The sequence below is a fragment of the Streptomyces erythrochromogenes genome, assembly GCF_040684695.1.
Taxonomy (GTDB): Bacteria; Actinomycetota; Actinomycetes; order Streptomycetales; family Streptomycetaceae; genus Streptomyces; species Streptomyces erythrochromogenes_C.
Genome location: NZ_JBFBGM010000021.1, coordinates 1 through 19,374, shown reverse-complemented (window position 1 = coordinate 19,374; position 19,374 = coordinate 1). Strand labels below are relative to the sequence as shown.

The 19,374-nt window shown below is 69.2% G+C and carries 16 protein-coding genes; 9 read left to right on the top strand and 7 right to left on the bottom strand.

Going from position 1 to position 19,374, the window contains the following annotated elements:
• Positions 1-26 precede the first annotated feature (26 nt).
• From AB0O53_RS26855 to AB0O53_RS26840, 4 genes are all read left to right on the top strand, one after another.
• Positions 27-449 carry a very short patch repair endonuclease gene (locus tag AB0O53_RS26855; protein WP_365198873.1) on the top strand — a complete coding sequence of 141 codons (423 nt, stop codon included), beginning with the start codon at positions 27-29 and terminating at the stop codon, positions 447-449.
• A gap of 78 nt (positions 450-527) precedes the next feature.
• Positions 528-2,621 carry a helix-turn-helix domain-containing protein gene (locus tag AB0O53_RS26850; RefSeq protein WP_365198870.1) on the top strand — a complete coding sequence of 698 codons (2,094 nt, stop codon included), beginning with the start codon at positions 528-530 and terminating at the stop codon, positions 2,619-2,621.
• The gene (locus AB0O53_RS26845) at positions 2,618-3,601 is read left to right on the top strand and encodes a hypothetical protein (protein ID WP_365198868.1); all 984 of its coding nucleotides are present in this window, start codon (positions 2,618-2,620) and stop codon (positions 3,599-3,601) included. Before AB0O53_RS26850 ends, AB0O53_RS26845 begins: the two co-directional genes overlap by 4 nt.
• Positions 3,598-4,548 carry a DUF6339 family protein gene (locus tag AB0O53_RS26840; RefSeq protein WP_365198865.1) on the top strand — a complete coding sequence of 317 codons (951 nt, stop codon included), beginning with the start codon at positions 3,598-3,600 and terminating at the stop codon, positions 4,546-4,548. The genes AB0O53_RS26845 and AB0O53_RS26840 overlap by 4 nt, the downstream gene beginning before the upstream one ends.
• 19 nt (positions 4,549-4,567) lie before the next feature.
• Here AB0O53_RS26840 and AB0O53_RS26835 read toward each other — a convergent pair whose 3' ends face one another.
• The 6 genes from AB0O53_RS26835 to AB0O53_RS26810 all read right to left on the bottom strand — a co-directional run bounded on the left by AB0O53_RS26835 (position 4,568) and on the right by AB0O53_RS26810 (position 13,545).
• The gene (locus AB0O53_RS26835) at positions 4,568-5,845 is read right to left on the bottom strand and encodes a DNA cytosine methyltransferase (protein ID WP_365198863.1); all 1,278 of its coding nucleotides are present in this window, start codon (positions 5,843-5,845) and stop codon (positions 4,568-4,570) included.
• Between the two features lie 52 nt (positions 5,846-5,897).
• Positions 5,898-6,884, bottom strand: coding sequence for a DNA cytosine methyltransferase (locus tag AB0O53_RS26830; protein ID WP_365198861.1), 987 nt, complete (start codon positions 6,882-6,884; stop codon positions 5,898-5,900).
• Between the two features lie 79 nt (positions 6,885-6,963).
• Positions 6,964-9,921: a Z1 domain-containing protein gene (locus AB0O53_RS26825; RefSeq protein WP_365198858.1), complete on the bottom strand. Its 2,958-nt coding sequence runs from the start codon at positions 9,919-9,921 to the stop codon at positions 6,964-6,966.
• Between the two features lie 16 nt (positions 9,922-9,937).
• Complete coding sequence (locus tag AB0O53_RS26820) at positions 9,938-10,918, bottom strand: PD-(D/E)XK motif protein (protein ID WP_365198856.1); 981 nt, start codon at positions 10,916-10,918, stop codon at positions 9,938-9,940.
• Positions 10,911-12,443 carry an ATP-binding protein gene (locus AB0O53_RS26815; RefSeq protein WP_365198853.1) on the bottom strand — a complete coding sequence of 511 codons (1,533 nt, stop codon included), beginning with the start codon at positions 12,441-12,443 and terminating at the stop codon, positions 10,911-10,913. The genes AB0O53_RS26820 and AB0O53_RS26815 overlap by 8 nt, the downstream gene beginning before the upstream one ends.
• Positions 12,444-12,540: 97 nt before the next feature.
• Entirely contained in the window at positions 12,541-13,545 is a 1,005-nt protein-coding gene (locus tag AB0O53_RS26810) for a DUF8829 domain-containing protein (RefSeq protein WP_364845185.1), read from the bottom strand.
• A 56-nt stretch (positions 13,546-13,601) separates the two neighbouring features.
• Here AB0O53_RS26810 and AB0O53_RS26805 point away from each other — a divergent pair, with 56 nt between their 5' ends.
• The 4 genes from AB0O53_RS26805 (at position 13,602) to AB0O53_RS26790 (ending at position 16,705) form a co-directional block, all read left to right on the top strand.
• Positions 13,602-14,408, top strand: coding sequence for a class E sortase (locus AB0O53_RS26805; protein WP_365198850.1), 807 nt, complete (start codon positions 13,602-13,604; stop codon positions 14,406-14,408).
• Positions 14,409-14,507: 99 nt separating this feature from the next.
• Complete coding sequence (locus tag AB0O53_RS26800; protein ID WP_403139220.1) at positions 14,508-14,825, top strand: DUF6412 domain-containing protein; 318 nt, start codon at positions 14,508-14,510, stop codon at positions 14,823-14,825.
• 114 nt (positions 14,826-14,939) lie between these two features.
• Positions 14,940-15,725 (top strand): YidC/Oxa1 family membrane protein insertase, encoded by a 786-nt coding sequence (locus tag AB0O53_RS26795; RefSeq protein ID WP_365198847.1) that lies wholly within the window; start codon positions 14,940-14,942, stop codon positions 15,723-15,725.
• Positions 15,726-15,847: 122 nt separating this feature from the next.
• Positions 15,848-16,705, top strand: a complete 858-nt coding sequence (locus tag AB0O53_RS26790) for a fumarylacetoacetate hydrolase family protein (protein ID WP_350998947.1) — start codon at positions 15,848-15,850, stop codon at positions 16,703-16,705.
• An 81-nt stretch (positions 16,706-16,786) separates the two neighbouring features.
• Here the strand turns inward: AB0O53_RS26790 and AB0O53_RS26785 are convergent, their stop codons facing one another.
• Positions 16,787-17,893 carry a Gfo/Idh/MocA family oxidoreductase gene (locus tag AB0O53_RS26785; RefSeq protein ID WP_350998945.1) on the bottom strand — a complete coding sequence of 369 codons (1,107 nt, stop codon included), beginning with the start codon at positions 17,891-17,893 and terminating at the stop codon, positions 16,787-16,789.
• Between the two features lie 56 nt (positions 17,894-17,949).
• Between AB0O53_RS26785 and AB0O53_RS26780 the strand changes: the two genes are divergently transcribed.
• Positions 17,950-19,251 carry an ROK family transcriptional regulator gene (locus AB0O53_RS26780; protein WP_435886675.1) on the top strand — a complete coding sequence of 434 codons (1,302 nt, stop codon included), beginning with the start codon at positions 17,950-17,952 and terminating at the stop codon, positions 19,249-19,251.
• The last annotated feature ends 123 nt before the right edge of the window (positions 19,252-19,374 follow it).

Below are 19,374 nucleotides of genomic sequence, written 5' to 3'. Positions count from 1 at the left end.
CTACGACGACTACCGTGCGTGCTCGAATGAGTCGCCAGAAGAGCCGCGACACGGGCGTCGAGATCGCACTGCGCAAGGCGCTGCACGCCGCGGGGGCTCGATATCGGGTGCACCGGCGGCCGGTGAAGGGCGTCAGGCGCGAAGCCGACATCGTGTTCGGGCCGGCGCGGGTGGCGGTGTTCGTCGACGGCTGTTTCTGGCACGGTTGCCCCCTGCACGCCACATGGCCGAAGAACAATGCCGAGTTCTGGAGAGCGAAGATCGAGGGCAATCGGCGCCGCGACGGCGACACCGATGCCCGCCTGGCCGAGGCGGGGTGGCTCGCCGTCCGGGTCTGGGAGCACGAACAGGCAGACGAGGCGGCCTTGCGTGTGCTCGCCGTGGTCGCGAGCCGCCGGGCCGATTCGCGTTCCAGGGCTGCGGAGCAGGGATCCGTCTCGAATATTTGACAACAACCTCCTTGTCAAATGAGTCCTGTTAAGGTGATCACGACGTAGGTCGAGGAGTGGGACGGCGGAGGGCGATGCATGGAGCACCCTGTTGAGGAATTCGGTCCTTGGCTCGCACGACAGCTGAACCGTATGGACATGTCCCAGTCCGACCTGGCCGTCCGACTCGGGCTGACCCGTGCGGCTGTTTCCGCTTGGGTGAACGGGCGGGCAGAGCCTCGGGAGGAGACCAAGAGGGCGCTCGCGGAGGTATTCGGCACCAACCCCGCCCTGGTCGAAAGTCGGACCACCGACGTGGCGTCCAACCGCCCGTTGCGGTGGCATCACCGGACGGCCCATGCCGACGGCGGGCGTGAGTACGGCAATGCTGCTGCCTTCGCCTTCGACGCCGACATGTCCGTATTGGCCCGTGAGGCCACCCAGAATGCGCTGGACGAGCGGTTCGACGCAGGTGCTCCGGTACGAGTGCACTACACCCTGCACGAGTTGACGGGCGAGCACCTCTCGTCGTTCCTGGCTGCACTCCAGTGGGACGAACTGCGCCCCCACTACGAACGCGCGGCCTCTGCGGAACAGAAGGTGTCGAGGAGCCTGCGGGCTGCGCTTGACGAACTCGAATCGAAGAACTCCCTGCTCCTCCTGCGGGTGGACGACTTCAACGCCAACGGACTGACGGGGCCGGAATACCACGACGGCCGATTCGCCGCCGTCGTGAGGCGTCAGCTCGACAGCCACAAGCAGTCCGGAGGCCGTGCGGGCGGCTCGTACGGGCTGGGCAAGGCAACCTTGTGGGCCGCCAGTCGCTTCGGCCTCGTCCTCATCAACTCGACGCTTTCCGAGCCGCACGAAGGCAGGACGGAGCGACGGGTCATCGGACGGCTCGACCTGCCGTGGCGGCAGGTCGACGGTGAGGCTTTCGCGGGGCCGGCCTGGTTCGGCGAGCCGGACACGGACCCCGCACACAAAGACGTCTCTCGCTCGTGGTGGGCGGACGAGGAGGCGGTGCGGAGCCTGCACCTCGACCGGCACACGAGCCAACCGGGCACGTCCTTTCTGGTCGTCGGTGCCCATGACGCGTCCGGAGACGCCGAGGAGTTGCGTGACCTGCACGACAAGCTCGTGCGATCGCTGGCCGACGCCTTCTGGGCGGCGATGATCGGAGGTGCCGCTGCCGGTCCATTGCTGGAGGCGCGGGTTTCCACCCTTCGCGATGGGCAGGTCGTCGTCTCCGAAGAGCGGGTCGACCCGTACACCCGTCATCCCGCCTTGAGTCGCGCACTCCAAGCCCACCTCGACGGTCAGACGGTTGACAGCCTCACTTCGGAAGACCAGGTGGCGCGTGCCGAGGTGCCATTGATCGTGACGCCCCTGAAGGGGCGCGGAAGGGCCCGGGACAAGGGTCGCGAACACATGGCGGTGCTCCTGCTCACTCCGGCTGCGGACGCAGACGAGCGTCACAGCCGGGTGGTGTGCATGCGGGGAAACCGCATGACGATCACGGAGCATCGCCCCCGCGAGCTGCCCTTGGGAACGATGCCGTTCCAGGCCGTGCTGCTGGCCGGCTATGCGACGGATCGGTACGGCGACGATGTCGCCTTGGCCGAAGAGTTCCTGCGCGCCTCGGAGCCGCCCGAGCACGACCGCTGGGACCGGACGGAGGAGCTCACTTCGCTTTACGAGCGTGGCGCCGTGAGCCGTCTGAAGGAGTTCCGCAGCGATGTCGACAAGGCCGTGCGCGCTCTGGTGGGCAGGCGCGAGACGAAGCGGGCGGGCGGCCCAGCCGCCCTGCGCGAGCTGTTGACCTGGGATGCACCCAACGGATCGGCACGGCGGGCGCAGGCGTTTCCCACGATCCGCGGAGTGACGGCACGGGTGGTGGAATCGGGCGCCTGGAGCGTGACCGTTGAGGTCAGGCTCCCCGCGGCCGAAGACCCGTGGAGGTTGACGCCCGTGGCGAAGTTCGACGTACGTTCGGGAGGCCGTCCGGTGGTCGGATGGTCGTCTCTGGAAGCAGACGAGGACTGCCGAGTGGAGAACGGTGACCTCGTGGTGGAACCCGGAGTGCGCAGAGCGGTCTTCCGAGGTGTCACAAACCCCGCCACGCACCCCGTACGCAGTGGGTACGCGCGACTTGTGGTGGAGGTTCAGAAGGCTCGCGGAGGTGCGGCGTGACGGCGGTGTTCCCCTATCCGACGATCTTCGGAGACGTGGAGCTGAGAGTGGTGTCCGTTTCGGTGGACAACCGGGAACTGCCCTACGCGATGATCTCTGCTGCCGACCGCGCGGTCGCCCTGCACCAGGCGGGGCGGGGAGCGTGGGAGCGGGCTCGGCTGCGCTTGTCGGTGACCGTCCCGGAATCGGAGATCAGCTCGGGACCGTGGTCCGACGTGGTGTTCCTCGCCGTACTCTCCGAGAAAGCGACGAACGCCCGCACGACTGCGGTTCTGTCGCGGTCGGCGGACGGAACGATGCAGGGCACCATCGAACTGGACAGTGTGACTCACCTGCGGCGAGCCACACTCGGAGTCTCCGTCGTCGCGACGGTCGACGGCGTTGCAGGCCGGCTGGTGGGGTCTGCCGTGCAGGACTGGTACGTCGATCTGAAGGCGTCGACGCCTGCCCGGCAGCGCGAGATCGAGATCGTCGAGGTGGACTTCAAGGAGGGTGACCTCGAATGGCTTCGGCCTTACAAGGAGTCTGCCTGGATCGTCGAGACCACGGGTGACGTTCCGACCGTGTATCTCAACACCGGGGCCGTCGAGGGGCTGATCGCCGCACTTCGGGGGTCCGGTGGCAGTCCGGGGGAACGCATGCTGCGTGACCTCGCAGCCACCCAGATTGCCCAGGACGCATGGACCGCCATGTTCCACACAGCCGTGAGCGATCTCGACACGGACGAGGACGGCACTCCGGTACTGCCGAAGGGTTGGCGGGAGTCGGTGCTCCGGTCGATGCTCCCGGACGTGCTGCCGGGCCGCCAACCGACCGACGCGCTCTACGAGATTGTCGAACGACGTACCAAGGGCTACGGCTGGGCGGAGATCCAGACGGGCGTCCAGTTCGCAGCAGGACGACGAAGCCGCGCGACGAGGAACCTGACCAATGCGGTGCGTTCCGTGCAGAACCTCGAAGGAGCCGGTGGTCCGCGATGAACCGTATTGATGTCCCGGAACTCCCGCCGACTCTCGCCTTGTTGGCGGATGCTGCGGTGGCCAAGCACATCGGTCGAGCCGTGCAGACCGGACAAGAGCGACCGCCTCAGGTGGCATTGCGAAGGGCTGCCGAAACGCTGGGCGCTGCCCACCGTTGGCGAACCGACCCGGTGCGCGTGTTGGTGGACGAGGCGATGCGCCGATTCGAGGACCGTCGCACGGCTGCGGACGGCTGGATCGCACCTCGACTGCACGCCACCTTGCGGATGACGCGGGCGGAGGCCGCGGACGGGCGACTGTGGAACTTCATCGCCATGGTGGTTGCCCCCGACTACGTCGTGTGGCGGCACAGGGGCTCGGACACGGACGGTGGGCCGGGCGCCGCGACGGCGGCCCGCTTCTGCGGGCCGCATTACACGCAGGCTTTTTCTCGGCTCTGGTGGGCCGCCGAGTTGTTCCGTGACGGAGCCGACTACCGCCCGACCGAGACCGCCTGCCGGGTGCAGGACGTATTGCAGACCACGATGCGTCTGGATGTCATCGATCACCGCCCGACGGCGCAGGCAATCCTGCAGGTTCTCGATCGGCGACTTGCCGCAGGGGCGTCCCGTCCGGGCGACCTGGCCAACGCGCTCTCCGCAGCGGTGAACGCGGCCGGCAGTACCTTGGTCTACGACGTGCTGGCGCCGGATCGGCCGGCCGACACCGACGCGCTCCAGGACTGGATCGACGACGCGGAGGACGCCCCGGCGGCACCCTGGGATCGACTGCCGGTAGGCCCCCAGGACGGTGAAGTGAGTCGCACTTCGATCGACGCTCTGGTCCCGATCTTCGAGCAGTTGTTGGCCGAGGCGCCGATCCGGGATCGTTCTGCCGGGAAGAAGAACGTCCCCACCCCTCGGCTGCCGGCGGGGGTGAGCCTGGACAAGCCGTCGGACCATCATTGACGGGCGGCTCGAAGCCTGGTCAGTTGTTGCGTGCCAGGAAGGTGTGGATGGCTTCGGCCAGGGCCCTGCCGAGGCCGACGGGTACGGCGTTGCCGATCTGACGGGCGATCTCGATCTTGGTCCCGTACCACTTGAAGGTCTCGGGGAACCCTTGGATGAGGGCGGCCTCATAGTGGGTGATCGGGCGGTCCTCCGTCGGGTGCAGGTAGCGCCCCTTTTCGGGCTTGTAGAACTCTGTTCGAATGGTCACGGAAGGAGCGTTTTTCCGCATGCGGCCCATGACGTCGCCTGATCCGGAATTGTGCTTGTCCCAGCTGTCCGTGGAGAGGTAGTGCTCCTGCCCCTTCAGGCGACCGTAGTCCTTGTCCGTGGAGAGGCGAATGCGCCCCGATCGGTCGAGGCGATAGCTGATCCCGCGCAGGTTCTTCCGGTTTCCGTTCTCGGGAATTGCCATGTATCGGGCGCGGGACAGATCCTCCGGGTTCCTCCCGAAATGAAGATCCGTCGTCAGGTAGTGCCCGGGTACGGAGCCGGTGGAGTCCCCGTCGCCCCGCGGATCGGGCATGCGCGGCAGGATCGGGAGTTTGGCGGAGAGCTCGAAGACCTTGGAGACCGGAACCCAGCGAGGCAGGGTCTGTCCACCGGGCACGGAGTCGAAGAGGGCGTCCTGCGTCCCGTCCGACTCGTAGCCGTTCTTGTGGTGTGTCGGCGCCGGGTGTCGCAGGGGCTCGGCGAAGTCCTTGTGGGTGCAGATGACGATCACGCGCCGCCGTGCCTGAGGAACTCCGTAGTCGGCGGCGTTCAGCACGGCGGGCACCACCGTGTAGTCGTGGAGTGGATGCCCAGGCGTTTTGGCGGCCGAGAGGAGCTCGGCGTACTGCGCGGACTTCAGGAAGCGGTCGACGTTCTCGATCACGAACACCTTGGGGTGGACCTTGGCCACCACCCGAACGTACTCCTGCCAGAGTTCGTTGCGCGGGTCGGTCGGATCTTCCTTGCCTAGTCCGGAGAAGCCTTGGCACGGCGGTCCGCCCATGATCACGTCGACCTGACCCTTGTAGGGGGTGGGATCGAAGTGTGCGATGTCGCCCGCGAAGACATGCGAACCACCGAAGTTGGCCGCGTAGGTCGCCGCTGCAGCCCGGTCGAACTCGACGGCGGCTACCGAGGTGAACGGACCGGACCCCCCTCCGGGCGTGTAGCGGCTGAACCCGGAGGAAAAGCCCCCAGCCCCGGCGAACAGATCCATTACGCGGATTTGCCCATGGTGAGACGGCTGAGGCTGCTTTCTGGTCATGAGGGGCAAGTGTAGTCACCGAGCTGCAGGCCCATTGCTTCCTTCCCCGTCTTCAGGAGCGCAGGGCGGTGGCGATGGCCGTGCCCAGGGCGCGTGCGACGGGCGGTGGTGAGGCGTGGCCCACCTGCCGGTACATCGCGGTCTTGCGACCCTCGATCCGCCACGAGGGCGGGAACCCCTGGAGCAAGGCGGCCTGGGCGACGGTGAGCGGCATCATCCCGGCCCGTCCCAGTTCGGGATCCCATTCGAAGTCGGCGTCCGGGACTGAGTCGGCCACCGTCCCTCCGTCCACTCCCATGCGTGCCCAGGCGCGCTTGGACCCCGTCGGCCCCAGGTCCGCGCCCCCACGTTCCCAGGAACCGCCGACCAGAGTGGGAGCGGGCTGATCCGCCTGCTCTGCCCACTTGTGTGCCCCTCGCCAGCCGCCGGCAGCCATCGATTCCAGCAGTGCCTCACCGACGGTCGTGTGTGGTTCGATGGTCGGATTCGGCTGGACGAAGGCATCCAGCGCATCGCCCTTGAAAGCGACCAAAATGCCTTGTCGGCGCGTTTGCGGGACGCCGAAATCCGCCGCGTTCACGACGAACCAGGTGTGTCGATAGCCAAGGTGTGTCAATTCGTCGGCTACGTACGAGCGAATCGCCTCGTAATCTCGTTTCGTCACCAGGTCGGGCACATTCTCGACGAGCAGCGCCCTGGGCTGCACACCGTGGAGGAGCAGCATCGTGGCTCGGAGCAGTTCGATTTCGGCTTCGCTGTCACGGCGCGCCACGGCGGCCGTGGCCTTCACACGCGGCAGGCCGGCGGACAGGAGGTCCACGTCGTAGGTCTCGGTGTGCTCGGACGGGTCGAAGTCAAGCAGGTTCGTTTCGAGGACATTCCAGGAGGGCCGGTTGGTGCGCAGGGTTCGACATGCGACATCGCGGTTGTCGAGCAGGAGGACGGGGTCGAAACCGGACTGTTCGAGACCCAGTGCCAGCCCACCGGCCCCCGAGCAGATGTCCAGGGACCGAAGCCGTCCCGTCGTGCCTGTGTTCATGCCGCCCCCGAAATCGCCGTGTGCGCGGTGGTGGTGAGGCGGGCTGTCCGCCTCACCACCACCGTCGACCTGCCGTAGATCAACTTCTGTCGATCTCCGTGACGTCGATGATCGCATCGGGCGTGGAAGAGATCGTCGTGAATTGGACGACCTGGCCGTTCGCGCTGTGGGCGGAGGCCGGTGCCACGAAGGTGAACGCCATGACGAGTTTGTCCGAATCGAGGCGGCCGGTTGCGTCGATGGAGCCCTGGTGGGCCGTCTGCACTACCGGATAGAGAACGATCGCACCACGTCGTTCGGCCACCAACCCCTCCGTGGCCGCATCCCCCGAGGCCCCCAGGGCGCCTGCGATCCGGTGGGCCACCCCGCGGTGCTTCTTGTCGCTGATCGCGCCGAACAGCGGCCCTCGGTCCGCGCGGCGGTCACGGGAAAACCACGAGTAGTGCCGCCCCGCCGAACCGAGGGTGACTGTCTTGCCGGCGGAGGCGGAGGCGTGCTGAGGGGCGAGCACGACCCAGTCGTCCACTTTGCCGGCCTCGGTGATTTCCGAGATGTAGCGGAGGTGGGGAGAGAACTGATCTGCCACCTCCCAGCGCAGTCCGCAGAGCGTGGCCAGGACGGTGGGTGCCGAGAAGATGCCGGTCAGGGCGTTGAAGCGGTGGGCGACGCCCTTGTCCTGGAAGTGGTATCCGTACGTGCTCGCCTGTGATCCGAGTGACTCGAGATACGGAAGCCACAGCTCGGCATTGTGTCGGATGTCTTCGCCCTTCTGCGGGTAGGCGGTGGGCTCCTCCCAGCGCCCGGCAGACCTGACGAGTTCCAGTCTGGCGTTGTACATCTTGTTCGGACTGGTCGGCTTCAGCCACGGCAGGTGCTGCGAGACCAATGGAGGAATCTGTGCGGGGGTGACCTGCGGCCGACCGTCCACCATCACGGAATACCGCTGCAGCTCGGAGCGGAATGCCTCCTCGTCGAGGCAGATGGCCTGGAATGCGTCGTACAGGTCCACCTCGGTTCTCCCCATGATTTCCCTGCGGCCCAGGTAGAGGCGCACGAGATCCCGGTATCCCTTGCGGAATCCGAACCAGCGCCCCATTTGCATCAGGGTGGAGGCGTTTCCGGCCCTCCTGCGGAAGAAGGACACGGTCAGCCCCTCGACCGTGAAGCCGCGGGCCAGCTTCTGCCCTCCGATGAGGATCTTCCAAATCGGGCGCTTGTCGAAGTCGGCCTCGCCTGTTTCCAGGTCCTTGTCGCCGTTCACGACGATGATCGGCCGGCCGTCACCACCGATGCGCACGCTGGCCGGCCCGACGAATCGCATCAACTCGTCATAGGAGGCGGGAACCTTCTGCCCGTCGGCCCGCTCTGCAGACACAGGTGCGACATCCGTCTCGAAGAGCCTGCGCAGCCTCTCGTGCCCGCGAGGGCCGGTGTAGCCGGCGTTGTGCCACAGGTTCAGCACCCGGTCGTGCAACTCCCGGTGGGCTCCGGTTCGCACCGACTCGTGGACGAGCATCGTGTGGTGTTCGAAGTAGCCGTCGCCGAGTTCGCCCACTTCTTCCCGGTACAACTTCATGGCGGCCGTCAGCACGAACATGTCCATGGCCTGCCGGAGGCAGGTGTCGTCCTCCGCGTCGTCGACGATGTCGCGGACATGCGCCTTTTCGTTGGAGTTGGCGACGGTGCGCTCGTGCTCTTCCACCTCGCTGTCCAGGTCGTGGAAGTCGCGTGCGCCCATGTATCCCTCGGGGCGGGGCAGGGAGATGAGGAAGTCCTTCGGGAAGATGTCCTCGGTGTCGCTGGGGTCCACGAAGACGTTCGCGAAGGGCGTCGCCGTGTAGCCCACGTACTGGGCACGCGGCAGCATGTTGAGCAGCTTCGAGATCTGCTCGTTGATCGCGCTGCGCTGGACGTCCGGCTTGGAGGTGTTGACCGAGGCCTCGTCCGACTCGTCGTCGATGATCAGGACGGGGACTTCCGCCAGCGGAGTCTTGATCTTCCCCAGGTCCTTCACGAGCTTGGCCAGCACTGTCTTGTTCTTCTTCACCACCATCAGGCGTGCAGCCGAGCGGTGCAGGTTCTCCCGGTCGTACAGCGGAAGGGCAGGTTCCCGCTTCTCGAACTCCAGAGCGGTGATGCCTTGCAGCAGACTCTTGTAGTCGTCGTCCCTCGTGGTCATCCGCACGATGTCGAACGCTCCCAGAGAGGACGGAAGGCTGCCGAAGGAGACGAACCTTCCGGCCGTCCACGCCGGGTCGTCGGCATAGTCGGATTCCAGCTCGTCTGCCCCACGCAGGATGTTCTCCCGTCCGACGAGTTCCATGTCCAGCCGCCGCTGGGTCTGGGCTCGCAGCATGTTGAGCGTGCCCCCGAGGACGATCACCAGCCGGTAGCCCGCGTCCACGGCCTTGGCCATGACGCCGGTGAAGTTCGCGGTCTTCCCGGATTGCACGTAGCCCACGACGAGACCCTTGGACTGGTACAGCGTCGAGTCGGTCGGGTCGGCCAGTCGCTCGACCACCTGGTCGGTTGCCACGTCCAGTGCGGCCACGGCATCGGCCGGCCATCCCTTGGCAGCAAGCAGGTTCCGATAGGCGGGCCAGTAGTGAGGTCGGCTGAGTTGAGACTGAGGTGTGTACCAGGGCTTGTGCTCCGGACTGATCACCACGGAGACCGCCGCTTTCGACACGGGAATCAGCCCGTCGAGGAGCGTGCGGGTGGTCTCCTCGAGCTTCAGCAGATCGTGTACCGCGGCCCTGCGCTCGTCGGTGCGCGGCGGTGTGGCGCTCCAGGCGGGTTGGTCGGCGTAGTCCCAGCGCGTGAGTTGTTTCCGCCAGAGCTCGACCAACTGGTCCGTCGAGCGGGCACCCTTAAGCGCTGTCTGGAAATCGGCCTCGTCGGCATGCGCCGCGACGTCCGGGGCCATGTCCTCGGCCTGGTAGGCGAGGGCACGAGCCAGGCTCTTCGGCTTGCTGCCGTCGAGATCGGAGAGCACGGCACTGTGCAGTGCAATCCGGAGGGTTTCGGTACTTGTCAATGGAGGTCCTCGTCGGTCACGGAAGACGGAAGTCGGTGAGGTCGACCGGCGAGCCGGGTGCCGAGCTCATATGGGATATGTCCATGCGGTAGTCGATCGCCGAAACGTGCTCTCGGACGGAGGCGGGGATCATCGACTCGGTCAGTCTCGGGAGCTGCTCGGCCGGAACGAGCAAGGGTGCCGCACGCAGAGCCCACCGCTCGTCGTCCGGGTCGCTCTCACTCCAACCACCGGTCGCCAAGGCAGCCTCCAGTCGTGATGCCGCGATGCGGTCGGCAGCCCGCGTGTCACGGATCACCGAGGTCACCGAATCGTGAAGGGAGCGTCCGCCGAGACCGCCGCGCGTCAGTTGGAGGGAGGCGAACCACAAGGGGCGGCCGGAGCTCTCCGTGAGCTGGTGTATCCCGTGAATGGTGTGCCGTCGCCTTTCCGAGGCAGTGGTCTTCACCTCGAGATCGGACTCCGGCAGGCCGAAGTCGTGCTCCTCTGCCTTGGGTCCGGTCCAGGCTTCGATCGCCTGTGCCCACCCGTGGGAGCGGGCAACGGCACGCAATACCGCAAGCTCGCCGTGAAGCCCTATGCGACGCTCCACGCCGAGTCCGCGCGGCTGGTCGAGCAGCCGGCCCCACGCGTGCACCGTCTCCTCGAAGGCCTGCCCGAGGTCGCGCCCGCCGGTGACGATGCGGTCGGCGACGGCTGTGAGCAGGTCGTGGAAGTCGCGCATCAACGCCACCTGGGTGGTGTGGATGCGGGCCATCCGCCTGCCGTCACGGTGCACCTGGTCGATGGTGACCGCAGGCAGCGACGAGCGTGGTGGCTGCTGGTGTCGGTCGAGTTCCACCTGCAGCGAGATTTCCTCCCCGCCGTCACCGATCTCGTACCAGACAGCACGTCCCGCTGTCGGTGCGGAGAGCAGATAGCTGGCTGCCTGACGTTCCCCGAGGTAGTGCTCGACGGTCGACCAGGGGAGTTCCGGGTAGCCGCCCGCGTCAGTCATCGTCGCCCATGCGTTCCAGCTCGGTGCGTGCAGCGGCCACCAGGATGGACTGCCACAACTGAAGGTTGTCCTTTTCCCTGCTTCCGCTGTACTCCTTCTCGAATACCTGGTGGAGCAGGAGGTACATGAGGGACTTCAAGGTGGGGGCGTCATTGAGGCCGCCGCGCCTTCCACCCAGGATCGCCGAGCGGTAACGGTGATTCAGGGCGATCGTCCGGTTTTCCCGGTCGATGTCGAAGAACAGGCTGCTGTCCAATGCCTGCCAGCGGATGGCGATGGGATCCTCACCGGGCAAGAGCGGCAGCTCGTCCTCGATCGCCTCTCGGACGACCGGGTCGAACCCCTTGCCCGGACCGACGACGGCCTTCCGGGTCGTTCCCGCGCGCTTGCGCGCCTCGCGGTACACCGACTCGGCATCGGCTACATAGTCGAGGAAGCGACGCCCTTCGACATCTCGAGCCTCCTCCAAAGCGGAGACGAACTCGGGTGAAACCTCGACACCCTCCTTCTTCACGGTCAGTCGGAATACGTCGTTTCCCTGGGTTGGGAGGTCGATGGCGATACGAGAAAGCGAGAGGTGCTGATCCGGCTGTCGGAAGTTGTTCCAGCCGCCGGCCTGCACGAGGCGATTGTGTCGATAGAAGTAGAAGCCCTGACGGTCCAGGACGGAGCCGACAGCCTTGTACCCGTCCAGTGTCGACTTCGCGGGCCAGACGTGGGCATCGAGGGACACAGGAAGCGCCGAAGCAAGGTCCACGCTGAAGCGCCGCGGGTAGTCGGTGTGACCCGGCACCGGATATCCGAACGGGTCGAGCGCCTCGACTCCGAAGTTCATGTACTCGGTCCCGGTGTTCACGTCCTCGACCGCGATCGTGATGTTGAAGTCGTCCCGGGCGAGAAATCTGTGCAGGTACAGACCGAGCTGGAGACCGAGTCGGTTGATGGTCCGGTGCAGGTAGCGGTCGGTTTGGCCGCCTCCGCCGTTCTGGGGGAAGTTCTTGACCCCGTCCCAGCGGATGACGGTTCCCTGCCAGGTGATCGGCCTCTGGGCGTACCGGTCGATCAGCGTCTGTGCGTAGTCGGCAGCCACGATGTCGCACTGGTATCCGTTGACGGCCCGCTCCATCAGCCAGCGGCGGCCGACTGCCCTGGTTCTACGCGTCTTGCTGACGACCGTCACCGCTGATGCATGGCTGAGGGAGGCGGACTTCAGCCCGGTGCCGAACATTCCCAGAGCATCGGAGGCGTAGTCGCGGCGGCCCCCGACGGTCATGGCGACATCGAGGTCCTCCTCCGTCATTCCCTTGCCGTCGTCGATGACGAGGAGGCTGACGAGCCGGTCCTCGTCACGGAGAAAATGGATCACCACGTCACGGGCACCGGCGTCGATGGAGTTGTCGACGAGGTCGGCGATGGCCACCTCGAAGCCGTATCCCTGGCTGCTGAGCGCCTCCATGTATCGGGCGTCGGGCGGGAGGTGCTTGCTACCAGTGGTGGGAACTTCGAACTGCCAGTCGTCGCTCATGGCCTGCCTAGGGGGTCGTTGAATCGAGGACGAGCCTAATCCGCGACTGTCCCCTGTGGCAGGTCTGGATGGATACGGCCGGGAGCGTGGAGCGGAATCAGGGGCCGGGCTCCCCGTGGCACTCCGAGTACGGCTTGCCTGAGGTGCACCAGCAGGGGGCCGTGGGGGTGGGGGGCCAGGGGGTGGCTTTGCCGCGGGCCGCGAGGGTCGTGGCGTATTCGGCCAGGAGGCTGGGGGAGGCCGGGGAGGTCTTCTCGGAGGCGGCGAAGGCCTCGTACGAGGGGACGCTGGCCGTGACGATGCCCAGGTTGGTGGTGCCCGAGGCGGCCAGGGCGCGCAGGGAGGTCTCGATCTCCCGCAGGTGGGCCTCGTGCGAGGCGTACTCCGAGCCGAGCGTCGGGTAGCTGGTCAGCAGCTCGGACAGTTCGCGCTGCGGCCAGTGCAGGATCGCCACCGGGAACGGGCGGGACAGGGCCGCGCGGCGGTCGCCCAGTTCGGCGCGCAGGCGGGCGATCTCGGCGCGCAGTTCGGCCGGGTCGTCGGAGCCCAGGGCCCAGATGCGCTTCGGGTCGTGGAGCTCGTCGAGCGGGATCGGGCCGATGTGGCGGGTGTCGGCGACCATGTCCCAGTCGTCGTGCGGGCGCCCCAGGAGCCGGCGCACCCGGTGGCGGCCCGTCAGGAGGGCGGTCGTGGCCGGGGTGAGCGGGGTCGAGTCCGCGATCAGGAGCGTGGCGGCCTGGGTGAAGCAGTCCTCCGAGGCCTCCAACTCGTCGTGGGCCTCCAGGGCTTCCGCGATGACCTCCCAGGGGGCCGGGTCCTTGGGGGAGGCGGCGCGGATGCCCGCGATGAGGGCGCGGGCCTCGGCCTCGTGGCCGTACTCCCAGAGGTTCGCCGCCTGGAGGGCCTTGATCAGGTGGGGGTCGGACGGGGAGGAGGACAGGAGCTGGTCGTACAGGGCGCTCGCCCGGTCCCGTTCGTCGGCCAGTTCGAGGTGGGCCGCGGCCTGGAGGAGCAAGGGCTCCTGGTCCTCGGGGTAGCGGGTCGCCGTGCGGATGAGGCGCTCGGCTTCGGCGATGTGCTCGGCAGGCGTGTCGGGGCGCATGGTTCACACCGTACTGCCGCTGGTCAGTTGACGGGGGAGGACTTAGGGTGCCGCCCGTGCGGGATCACATACCTGTGGTGGTTCAGGGGCGGGGCCGGCGGGCGCGCCGGGCCGGTCTCGTGGGGGTCCTGTGGGCGGCCGCCGAGCTGACCGTCACCGTGGGTGTGGTGGTGTTGTTGCTGGTGGTGCACCAGGTGTGGTGGACCAACCGGCAGGCCGCCGCCGCGGCGCGGGAGCAGGTCCGGTCCCTGGAACGGGACTGGGGCCGACCGGAGCGGGACCCGGGGAGTCCGTCGCTTTCCGCAGGGCCTTCTGCCTCTCCTTCCCCTGCTGTTTCTTCTGCTTCGGCCGACGTCTCTGCCTCTGCCGCTTCCGCCGCGCCCGCGCCGCGTCCGTCCGGGCGGGCGGCCGGGGCCGGGGCGGCGGCGGGGGCGTACGCCGTCCTGCGGATCCCGCGGCTCGGCCTCGTCGTCCCCGTCGCGCAGGGCATCGACAAGCGGTCCGTCCTCGACAAGGGGTACGCGGGGCAGTACCCCGGGACCGCCGGACCCGGGGAGCGGGGGAACTTCGCGCTGGCCGGGCACCGCAACACCCACGGCGAGCCGTTCCGGTACATCAACCGGCTGCGGGCGGGCGACGAACTGATCGTCGACCTGCGGGGGCGCAGGTACACGTACGTGGTGGGGAAGGTCCTCGGGGAGACGACCGAGCGCGACACCGGGGTGATCGCGCCGGTGCCGCGCAGCGTGGTGAAGCCGGAGTACGGCTACGGCGAACCCGGCGCCTACATCACCCTGACCACATGCACGCCCGAGTACAGCTCGAAGTACCGGCTGGTGGTCTGGGGGACGCTCAGGCCGTGACCGCGCTCCGGCGTTGTCGGCGGTGCCGGTTACCATCGACGGGGAACAGCGCTTGGAGAGGGGGAGGTTCGCGTGAGTCGGTCACGACGCTTCGACGTCATGTTCACCCGGATCGCCGCAGTCCTCTCCGTGCTGCTCCCGCTGGTGCTGGTCGGGGGAGCCCTCGGCCTGTTCGCCGGGGAGAGCGGGCTGGGCGCCGTGGTGGTCGCCCTCGCCGCGACCGTCGCCGCCGTCTCCGTGGGCGCGGAGGCCCTGGCCGCCGCCGCACGGCTCGTACGGCCCGTGCCACCCCACCGCATACGCACCGCGATCCGTGATCGCGAGCAGCGCACGGCGTTCCTGCCGCAGCGCGATCCCGACGCCTCGGGCCGGTCGAGGCCCAGGGCGCCCGGCCGTCTCGTTCCGACGGCCGCGTAGGGGCGCGCAGTACTCCTCGCCTTCTGCTGACTGATCACTGTTGTCGCCCCTCGTGGGTCGTCACGCCGAAATGCACCTCTTTCGACGTTCGACGAGACCCTTCGGAGGGCCCACGTGTCCGTTTTCACCCACCTTGTTGTCGAGTTGGGCCGGCTCCTGGAGCCGGTGCTGGCCGAGTCCGCGACCGCTGCCGCGATCGTGCTGTTCACCGTGCTCGTACGGCTCGCCCTGCACCCGCTGAGCAGGGCCGCCTTCCGCGGCGCGACTCCGGTGGCCGGCTGCCTGCCGCTGCTGCTCCAGCTGCCGGTGTTCTTCCTCATGTACCAGGCGTTCACCTCGGGGGGTGAGCTGCTGAGCCACCGGCTGTTCGCCGCGCCGCTGGGGTCCCGGTGGGCCGACGCGCTCGGCGAGGGCGGCCTGTTCGGCGCGCAGGGGCTGGTGTTCCTCGCGCTCTTCGGGGCGATCGCGGCAGTGGCGGCGTGGAGTGCCGTACGCGGGCGCCGGGCTGCCGCGGTGGCCGCTGCGGCCGCGGCCGCAGCCCCCAAGAAGTCCGTGAAGAAGCCTGTGCAGAAGGCCGGTGCCGGGGCCGGTGCCGGGGCCGGGGCCGGTGCGGCCGGGCTGCCCGAGCTCAGTGCCGAGCAGCAGGAGGCCATGCGCAAGCTGGGCGGCGTACTGCCCCTGCTGTCCTTCGGGACGCTGATCACCGCCGCCGTCGTGCCGCTGGCCGCCGGGCTCTACCTCCTCACCACCACCGCCTGGTCGGTGGCGGAGCGGGTCTGGCTGGAGCACCGCAAGGCGCGCGCCGCGGCGCGCGCCACCGACACCGCGGGTGCCGCCACCGGCACCGCGGGTGCCGCCACCGACCGGCCGGCCGGCGGAGCAGTGCGTTCCAGTCTGTGAACAGGGTCTTGCGGATTGGGTGGACATCTTGGAGGATCGACCAATCCTCCGATGGCCGCAACCCATCGTCCGGCCCGGGGCATGCCCATGGGCCGACCACCCACGACCACGGGAGAATGCCCATGAAGCTGCTGCGTGTCGGACCGGTCGGGGCGGAGCGCCCCGCGCTGCTCGACCAGGACGGGACCCTGCGGGACCTGTCCGGCCTGATCACGGATGTGAACGGCGCGCTGCTCGCCGACGACTCCGTGCTGTCCCGGGTACGGGACGCGGCCGAGTCCGGTGGGCTTCCGGTCCTGGACGCCGAGGGGCTGCGCATCGGGGCGCCGGTCGGCCGCATCGGCAAGATCGTGGGCATCGGGCTGAACTACTTCGGGCACGCGGCGGAGATCGGCGCGGAGCCGCCGGCCGAGCCGATCCTCTTCCTGAAAGCCGCGGACACCGTGGTCGGCCCCGACGACACCGTCCTGATCCCGCGCGGCAGCGTGAAGACCGACTGGGAGGCCGAGCTCGGCGTCGTCATCGGCAGCACCGCCCGCTACCTGGACTCCGCGGAGCAGGGTCTGGCGCACGTCGCCGGCTACCTGCTCGTCAACGACGTCTCGGAGCGCGAGTTCCAGATCGAGCGCGGCGGCACCTGGGACAAGGGCAAGAACTGCGAGACCTTCACCCCGCTCGGCCCGTGGCTGGTCACCGCCGACGAGATCCCGGACCCGCAGGTCCTGGACGTGAAGCTGTGGGTCAACGGCGAGCTCAAGCAGGAGGGCAACACCTCTGACCAGATCTTCCCGGTCGGCGAGGTCGTCCGGTACCTGAGCCGGTTCATGACCCTGTACCCGGGCGACGTCATCGTCACCGGCACGCCGGCCGGTGTGGCGATGGGCCAGCCGGAGCCGAAGCCGTACCTGCGGGCCGGTGACGTCGTGGAGCTGGAGATCGAGGGCCTCGGCCGGCAGCGCCAGGAGTTCAAGAGCGCGTAGCCGCCGCGGTCCGGGAGCGGGAGACGGGCGGGGCGGCCGGCGTGGCGGCCCCGCCCGTTCCGCATGCGCGCGCCGGGGATGTCACGCGGCCCCGGGCTCGTCGGTGACGGGCAGTTCCACCGCCACGCCCTCCTGGGACGACATGCGGGCCGCCTCCAGTACGTCGAGGCAGTGCGCGACCTCGTGCGCCGTGACCGGGGCGGGCCCGCCCGTGCGCAGGGCGTCCGCCACCGCCGCGTAGTACGCCGGGTAGTCGCCCTGCTCGGTCGGCACCGGGGCACCGCCGCCGGTCAGCGGGGACTCGCCCGAGCCCACCCGCCCCCACAGGTGCGGGGGTTCCTCTCCCCAGGGCAGCCGCCCGTCCGGCCGCAGCCCCTCCCGCAGGGCGCCCTCCTGCGGGTCCAGGCCGTACTTCACGTAGCCGGCGCGCGATCCGAGCACCCGGAACCGCGGCCCGAGCTGGGCGGTGGTCGCGCTCATGTAGAGGTGGGAGCGGACCCCGTTGGCGTGGGTGAGGGCGATGAAGGTGTCGTCGTCCGTCTCGGCGCCCGGGCGGCGCGCGTCGGTCTCCGCGTAGACCCGTACGGCGGGCCCGAACAGGACGAGGGCCTGGTCGACGACGTGGCTGCCGAGGTCGTACAGCAGTCCGCCGATCTCCTCAGGGGCGCCCGACTCCCGCCAGCCGCCCTTCAGCTGCGGCCGCCAGCGTTCGAAGCGGGACTCGAAGCGCTGGATCTCGCCGAGTTCGTCGTCGGCGAGGAGGCGGCGCAGGGTGAGGAAGTCGTTGTCCCAGCGGCGGTTCTGGAAGACGGAGAGGAAGGTTCCGCGCCGCTCCGCCAGGGCGGCGAGCGCCCGGGCCTCGGCGGCGGTGGCGGCGAGGGGCTTGTCCACGACGACCGGGATGCCGGCTTCGAGGGCGGTGGTGGCGAGCGGGACGTGCGTCTTGTTGGGCGAGGCGACCACGACCAGGTCGAGGTCGCGCTCCCAGAGCGCGTCGGCGGTGGGGACGGTGCGGACGTCGGGGAACTCCGCGCGGGCCTGGGCCTGCCGGTCCGGGTCCGAGGTGACGACCGTGTCGAGGACGAGTCCGTCCGTGGCGGCCACCAGGGGGGCGTGGAAGACGGAACCGGCGAGTCCATAGCCGATGACGCCGACGCGAAGTGGTGCAGTGGGGGCGGGGGTGCTCATGGAGACCACTTTGGCAACAGTGTTGTCAAAGTGCAAGGAGGGTGGACAATGGGCCTGTGAACAGGGGTAGCGGGAGCGGGAACCGCGGGAGCGGCCACAGCGGTCACGGCGGCCACGGCGATGTGTACGGCCGGCGCGGCGGGGTGAACCTGCCGGCGCTGCGCGGCCACAACGAGGCGCTGGTGCTGGACCTGCTGCGCGCCGCCGGACCGGCGGGACTGGGCCGCACGGAACTCGCCGCCCGTACGGGGCTCACCCCGCAGGCCGTCAGCAAGATCACGGCCAGGCTCGGCGCGGACGGCCTGGTCGCGGAGGCGGGCCGCGCCGCGTCCACCGGCGGCAAGCCGCGCACCCTGCTGCGGCTGGTGCCGGACGTGCGGCACGCCGTCGGGGTGCACCTGGACCGCGACGAGCTCCTGGCGGTACGGGTGGACCTGGCGGGCCGCGTCGTCGCCGAGAGCGGCGGCCCGCTCGACTTCGGGGCCGGGCCGGAGGCGGCGGTCGAGGCCGTCGTACGGGCGGTCGCGCGGGTCCGCGACCCGTCCGGGCCGCCGCTCCTGGGGGTCGGGGTCGCCGCGCCGGGGCCGCTCGACCACCGGGCCGGGGTGATGGGGCGGGTCACGGGATACCCGAGCTGGAAGGACTTCCCGCTGAGGGGGGTGCTGGAGGGGCGGCTGGGCCTGCCGGTGCTGCTGGACAAGGACACGAACGCCGGCGCGGCCGCGGCCGCCGGGGCATGGCTCCGGGCCACCTGGCCGGAGGCGGGTGCGGGTGCCGGTGCCGGTGCCGGTGGGGGTGTGGGCGCGGGCGCGGGCGCGGGCGTCGGTGCGGGTGTGGGCTCGGGCGCCGGTGTTGACGCGGATGCGTTTGCCGGGCCGGATGCGGAGGTCGCGGAGGTCTATGCCGGGGGCGGCGCCCGTACCTGCGTGTACCTGCACATCGGGACCGGGCTCGGCGCGGGACTCTGGCTGGGCGGCGGGGTCTACCGGGGTGCGCGCTCGGCGGCGGGGGAGTTCGGTCATCAGGTGCTCCTGCTGGACGGGCCGCGGTGCCGGTGCGGGGCGCGCGGTTGCGTCGAGGCGCTGTGCCTGGAGGCGGTCGCCCGGGGCGATCTCCCCGGGGCCGCACGGATCGTGGGCGAGGCCGCGGCCAACCTGGTGGCCCTGCTGGACGTGGACCGCGTGCTGCTCGGCGGGCGTGTGGTGGCGGCGGCGCCGGACGTCTTCGTGGCCGGTGTCGGAGCCGTTCTCGCGGCCCGCGCGCTGGATCCGGCCCGGCCGGTGGTCGCGCTGGCGGGGGCGGGTGTGGCGCAGGGGGCGGCGGAGATGGCCCTGACGCCGCTGTTCGGGCGCGGGTAGGGTCCGGCTCCGCCGCGCCGAATGGGTGCCGGTGCCGGTGCCGGCGCGTGGCCGGGTGCGGCACCGTTGCGGGGGCGGGGGCGGCGGGGGCCCCGGGGGCCCGCGCGCCCGCCGGGGGGCGGC

Bases quoted from the DNA above. Each gene is read 5' to 3' on its own strand.
- AB0O53_RS26855 (WP_365198873.1), top strand. From the start codon at position 27: ATGAGTCGCCAGAAGAGCCGCGACACGGGCGTCGAGATCGCACTGCGC.
- AB0O53_RS26850 (WP_365198870.1), top strand. From the start codon at position 528: ATGGAGCACCCTGTTGAGGAATTCGGTCCTTGGCTCGCACGACAGCTG.
- AB0O53_RS26840 (WP_365198865.1), top strand. From the start codon at position 3,598: ATGAACCGTATTGATGTCCCGGAACTCCCGCCGACTCTCGCCTTGTTG.
- AB0O53_RS26835 (WP_365198863.1), bottom strand. From the start codon at position 5,845: ATGACCAGAAAGCAGCCTCAGCCGTCTCACCATGGGCAAATCCGCGTA.
- AB0O53_RS26830 (WP_365198861.1), bottom strand. From the start codon at position 6,884: ATGAACACAGGCACGACGGGACGGCTTCGGTCCCTGGACATCTGCTCG.
- AB0O53_RS26820 (WP_365198856.1), bottom strand. From the start codon at position 10,918: ATGACTGACGCGGGCGGCTACCCGGAACTCCCCTGGTCGACCGTCGAG.
- AB0O53_RS26815 (WP_365198853.1), bottom strand. From the start codon at position 12,443: ATGAGCGACGACTGGCAGTTCGAAGTTCCCACCACTGGTAGCAAGCAC.
- AB0O53_RS26810 (WP_364845185.1), bottom strand. From the start codon at position 13,545: ATGCGCCCCGACACGCCTGCCGAGCACATCGCCGAAGCCGAGCGCCTC.
- AB0O53_RS26800 (WP_403139220.1), top strand. From the start codon at position 14,508: ATGTTCACCCGGATCGCCGCAGTCCTCTCCGTGCTGCTCCCGCTGGTG.
- AB0O53_RS26790 (WP_350998947.1), top strand. From the start codon at position 15,848: ATGAAGCTGCTGCGTGTCGGACCGGTCGGGGCGGAGCGCCCCGCGCTG.
- AB0O53_RS26785 (WP_350998945.1), bottom strand. From the start codon at position 17,893: ATGAGCACCCCCGCCCCCACTGCACCACTTCGCGTCGGCGTCATCGGC.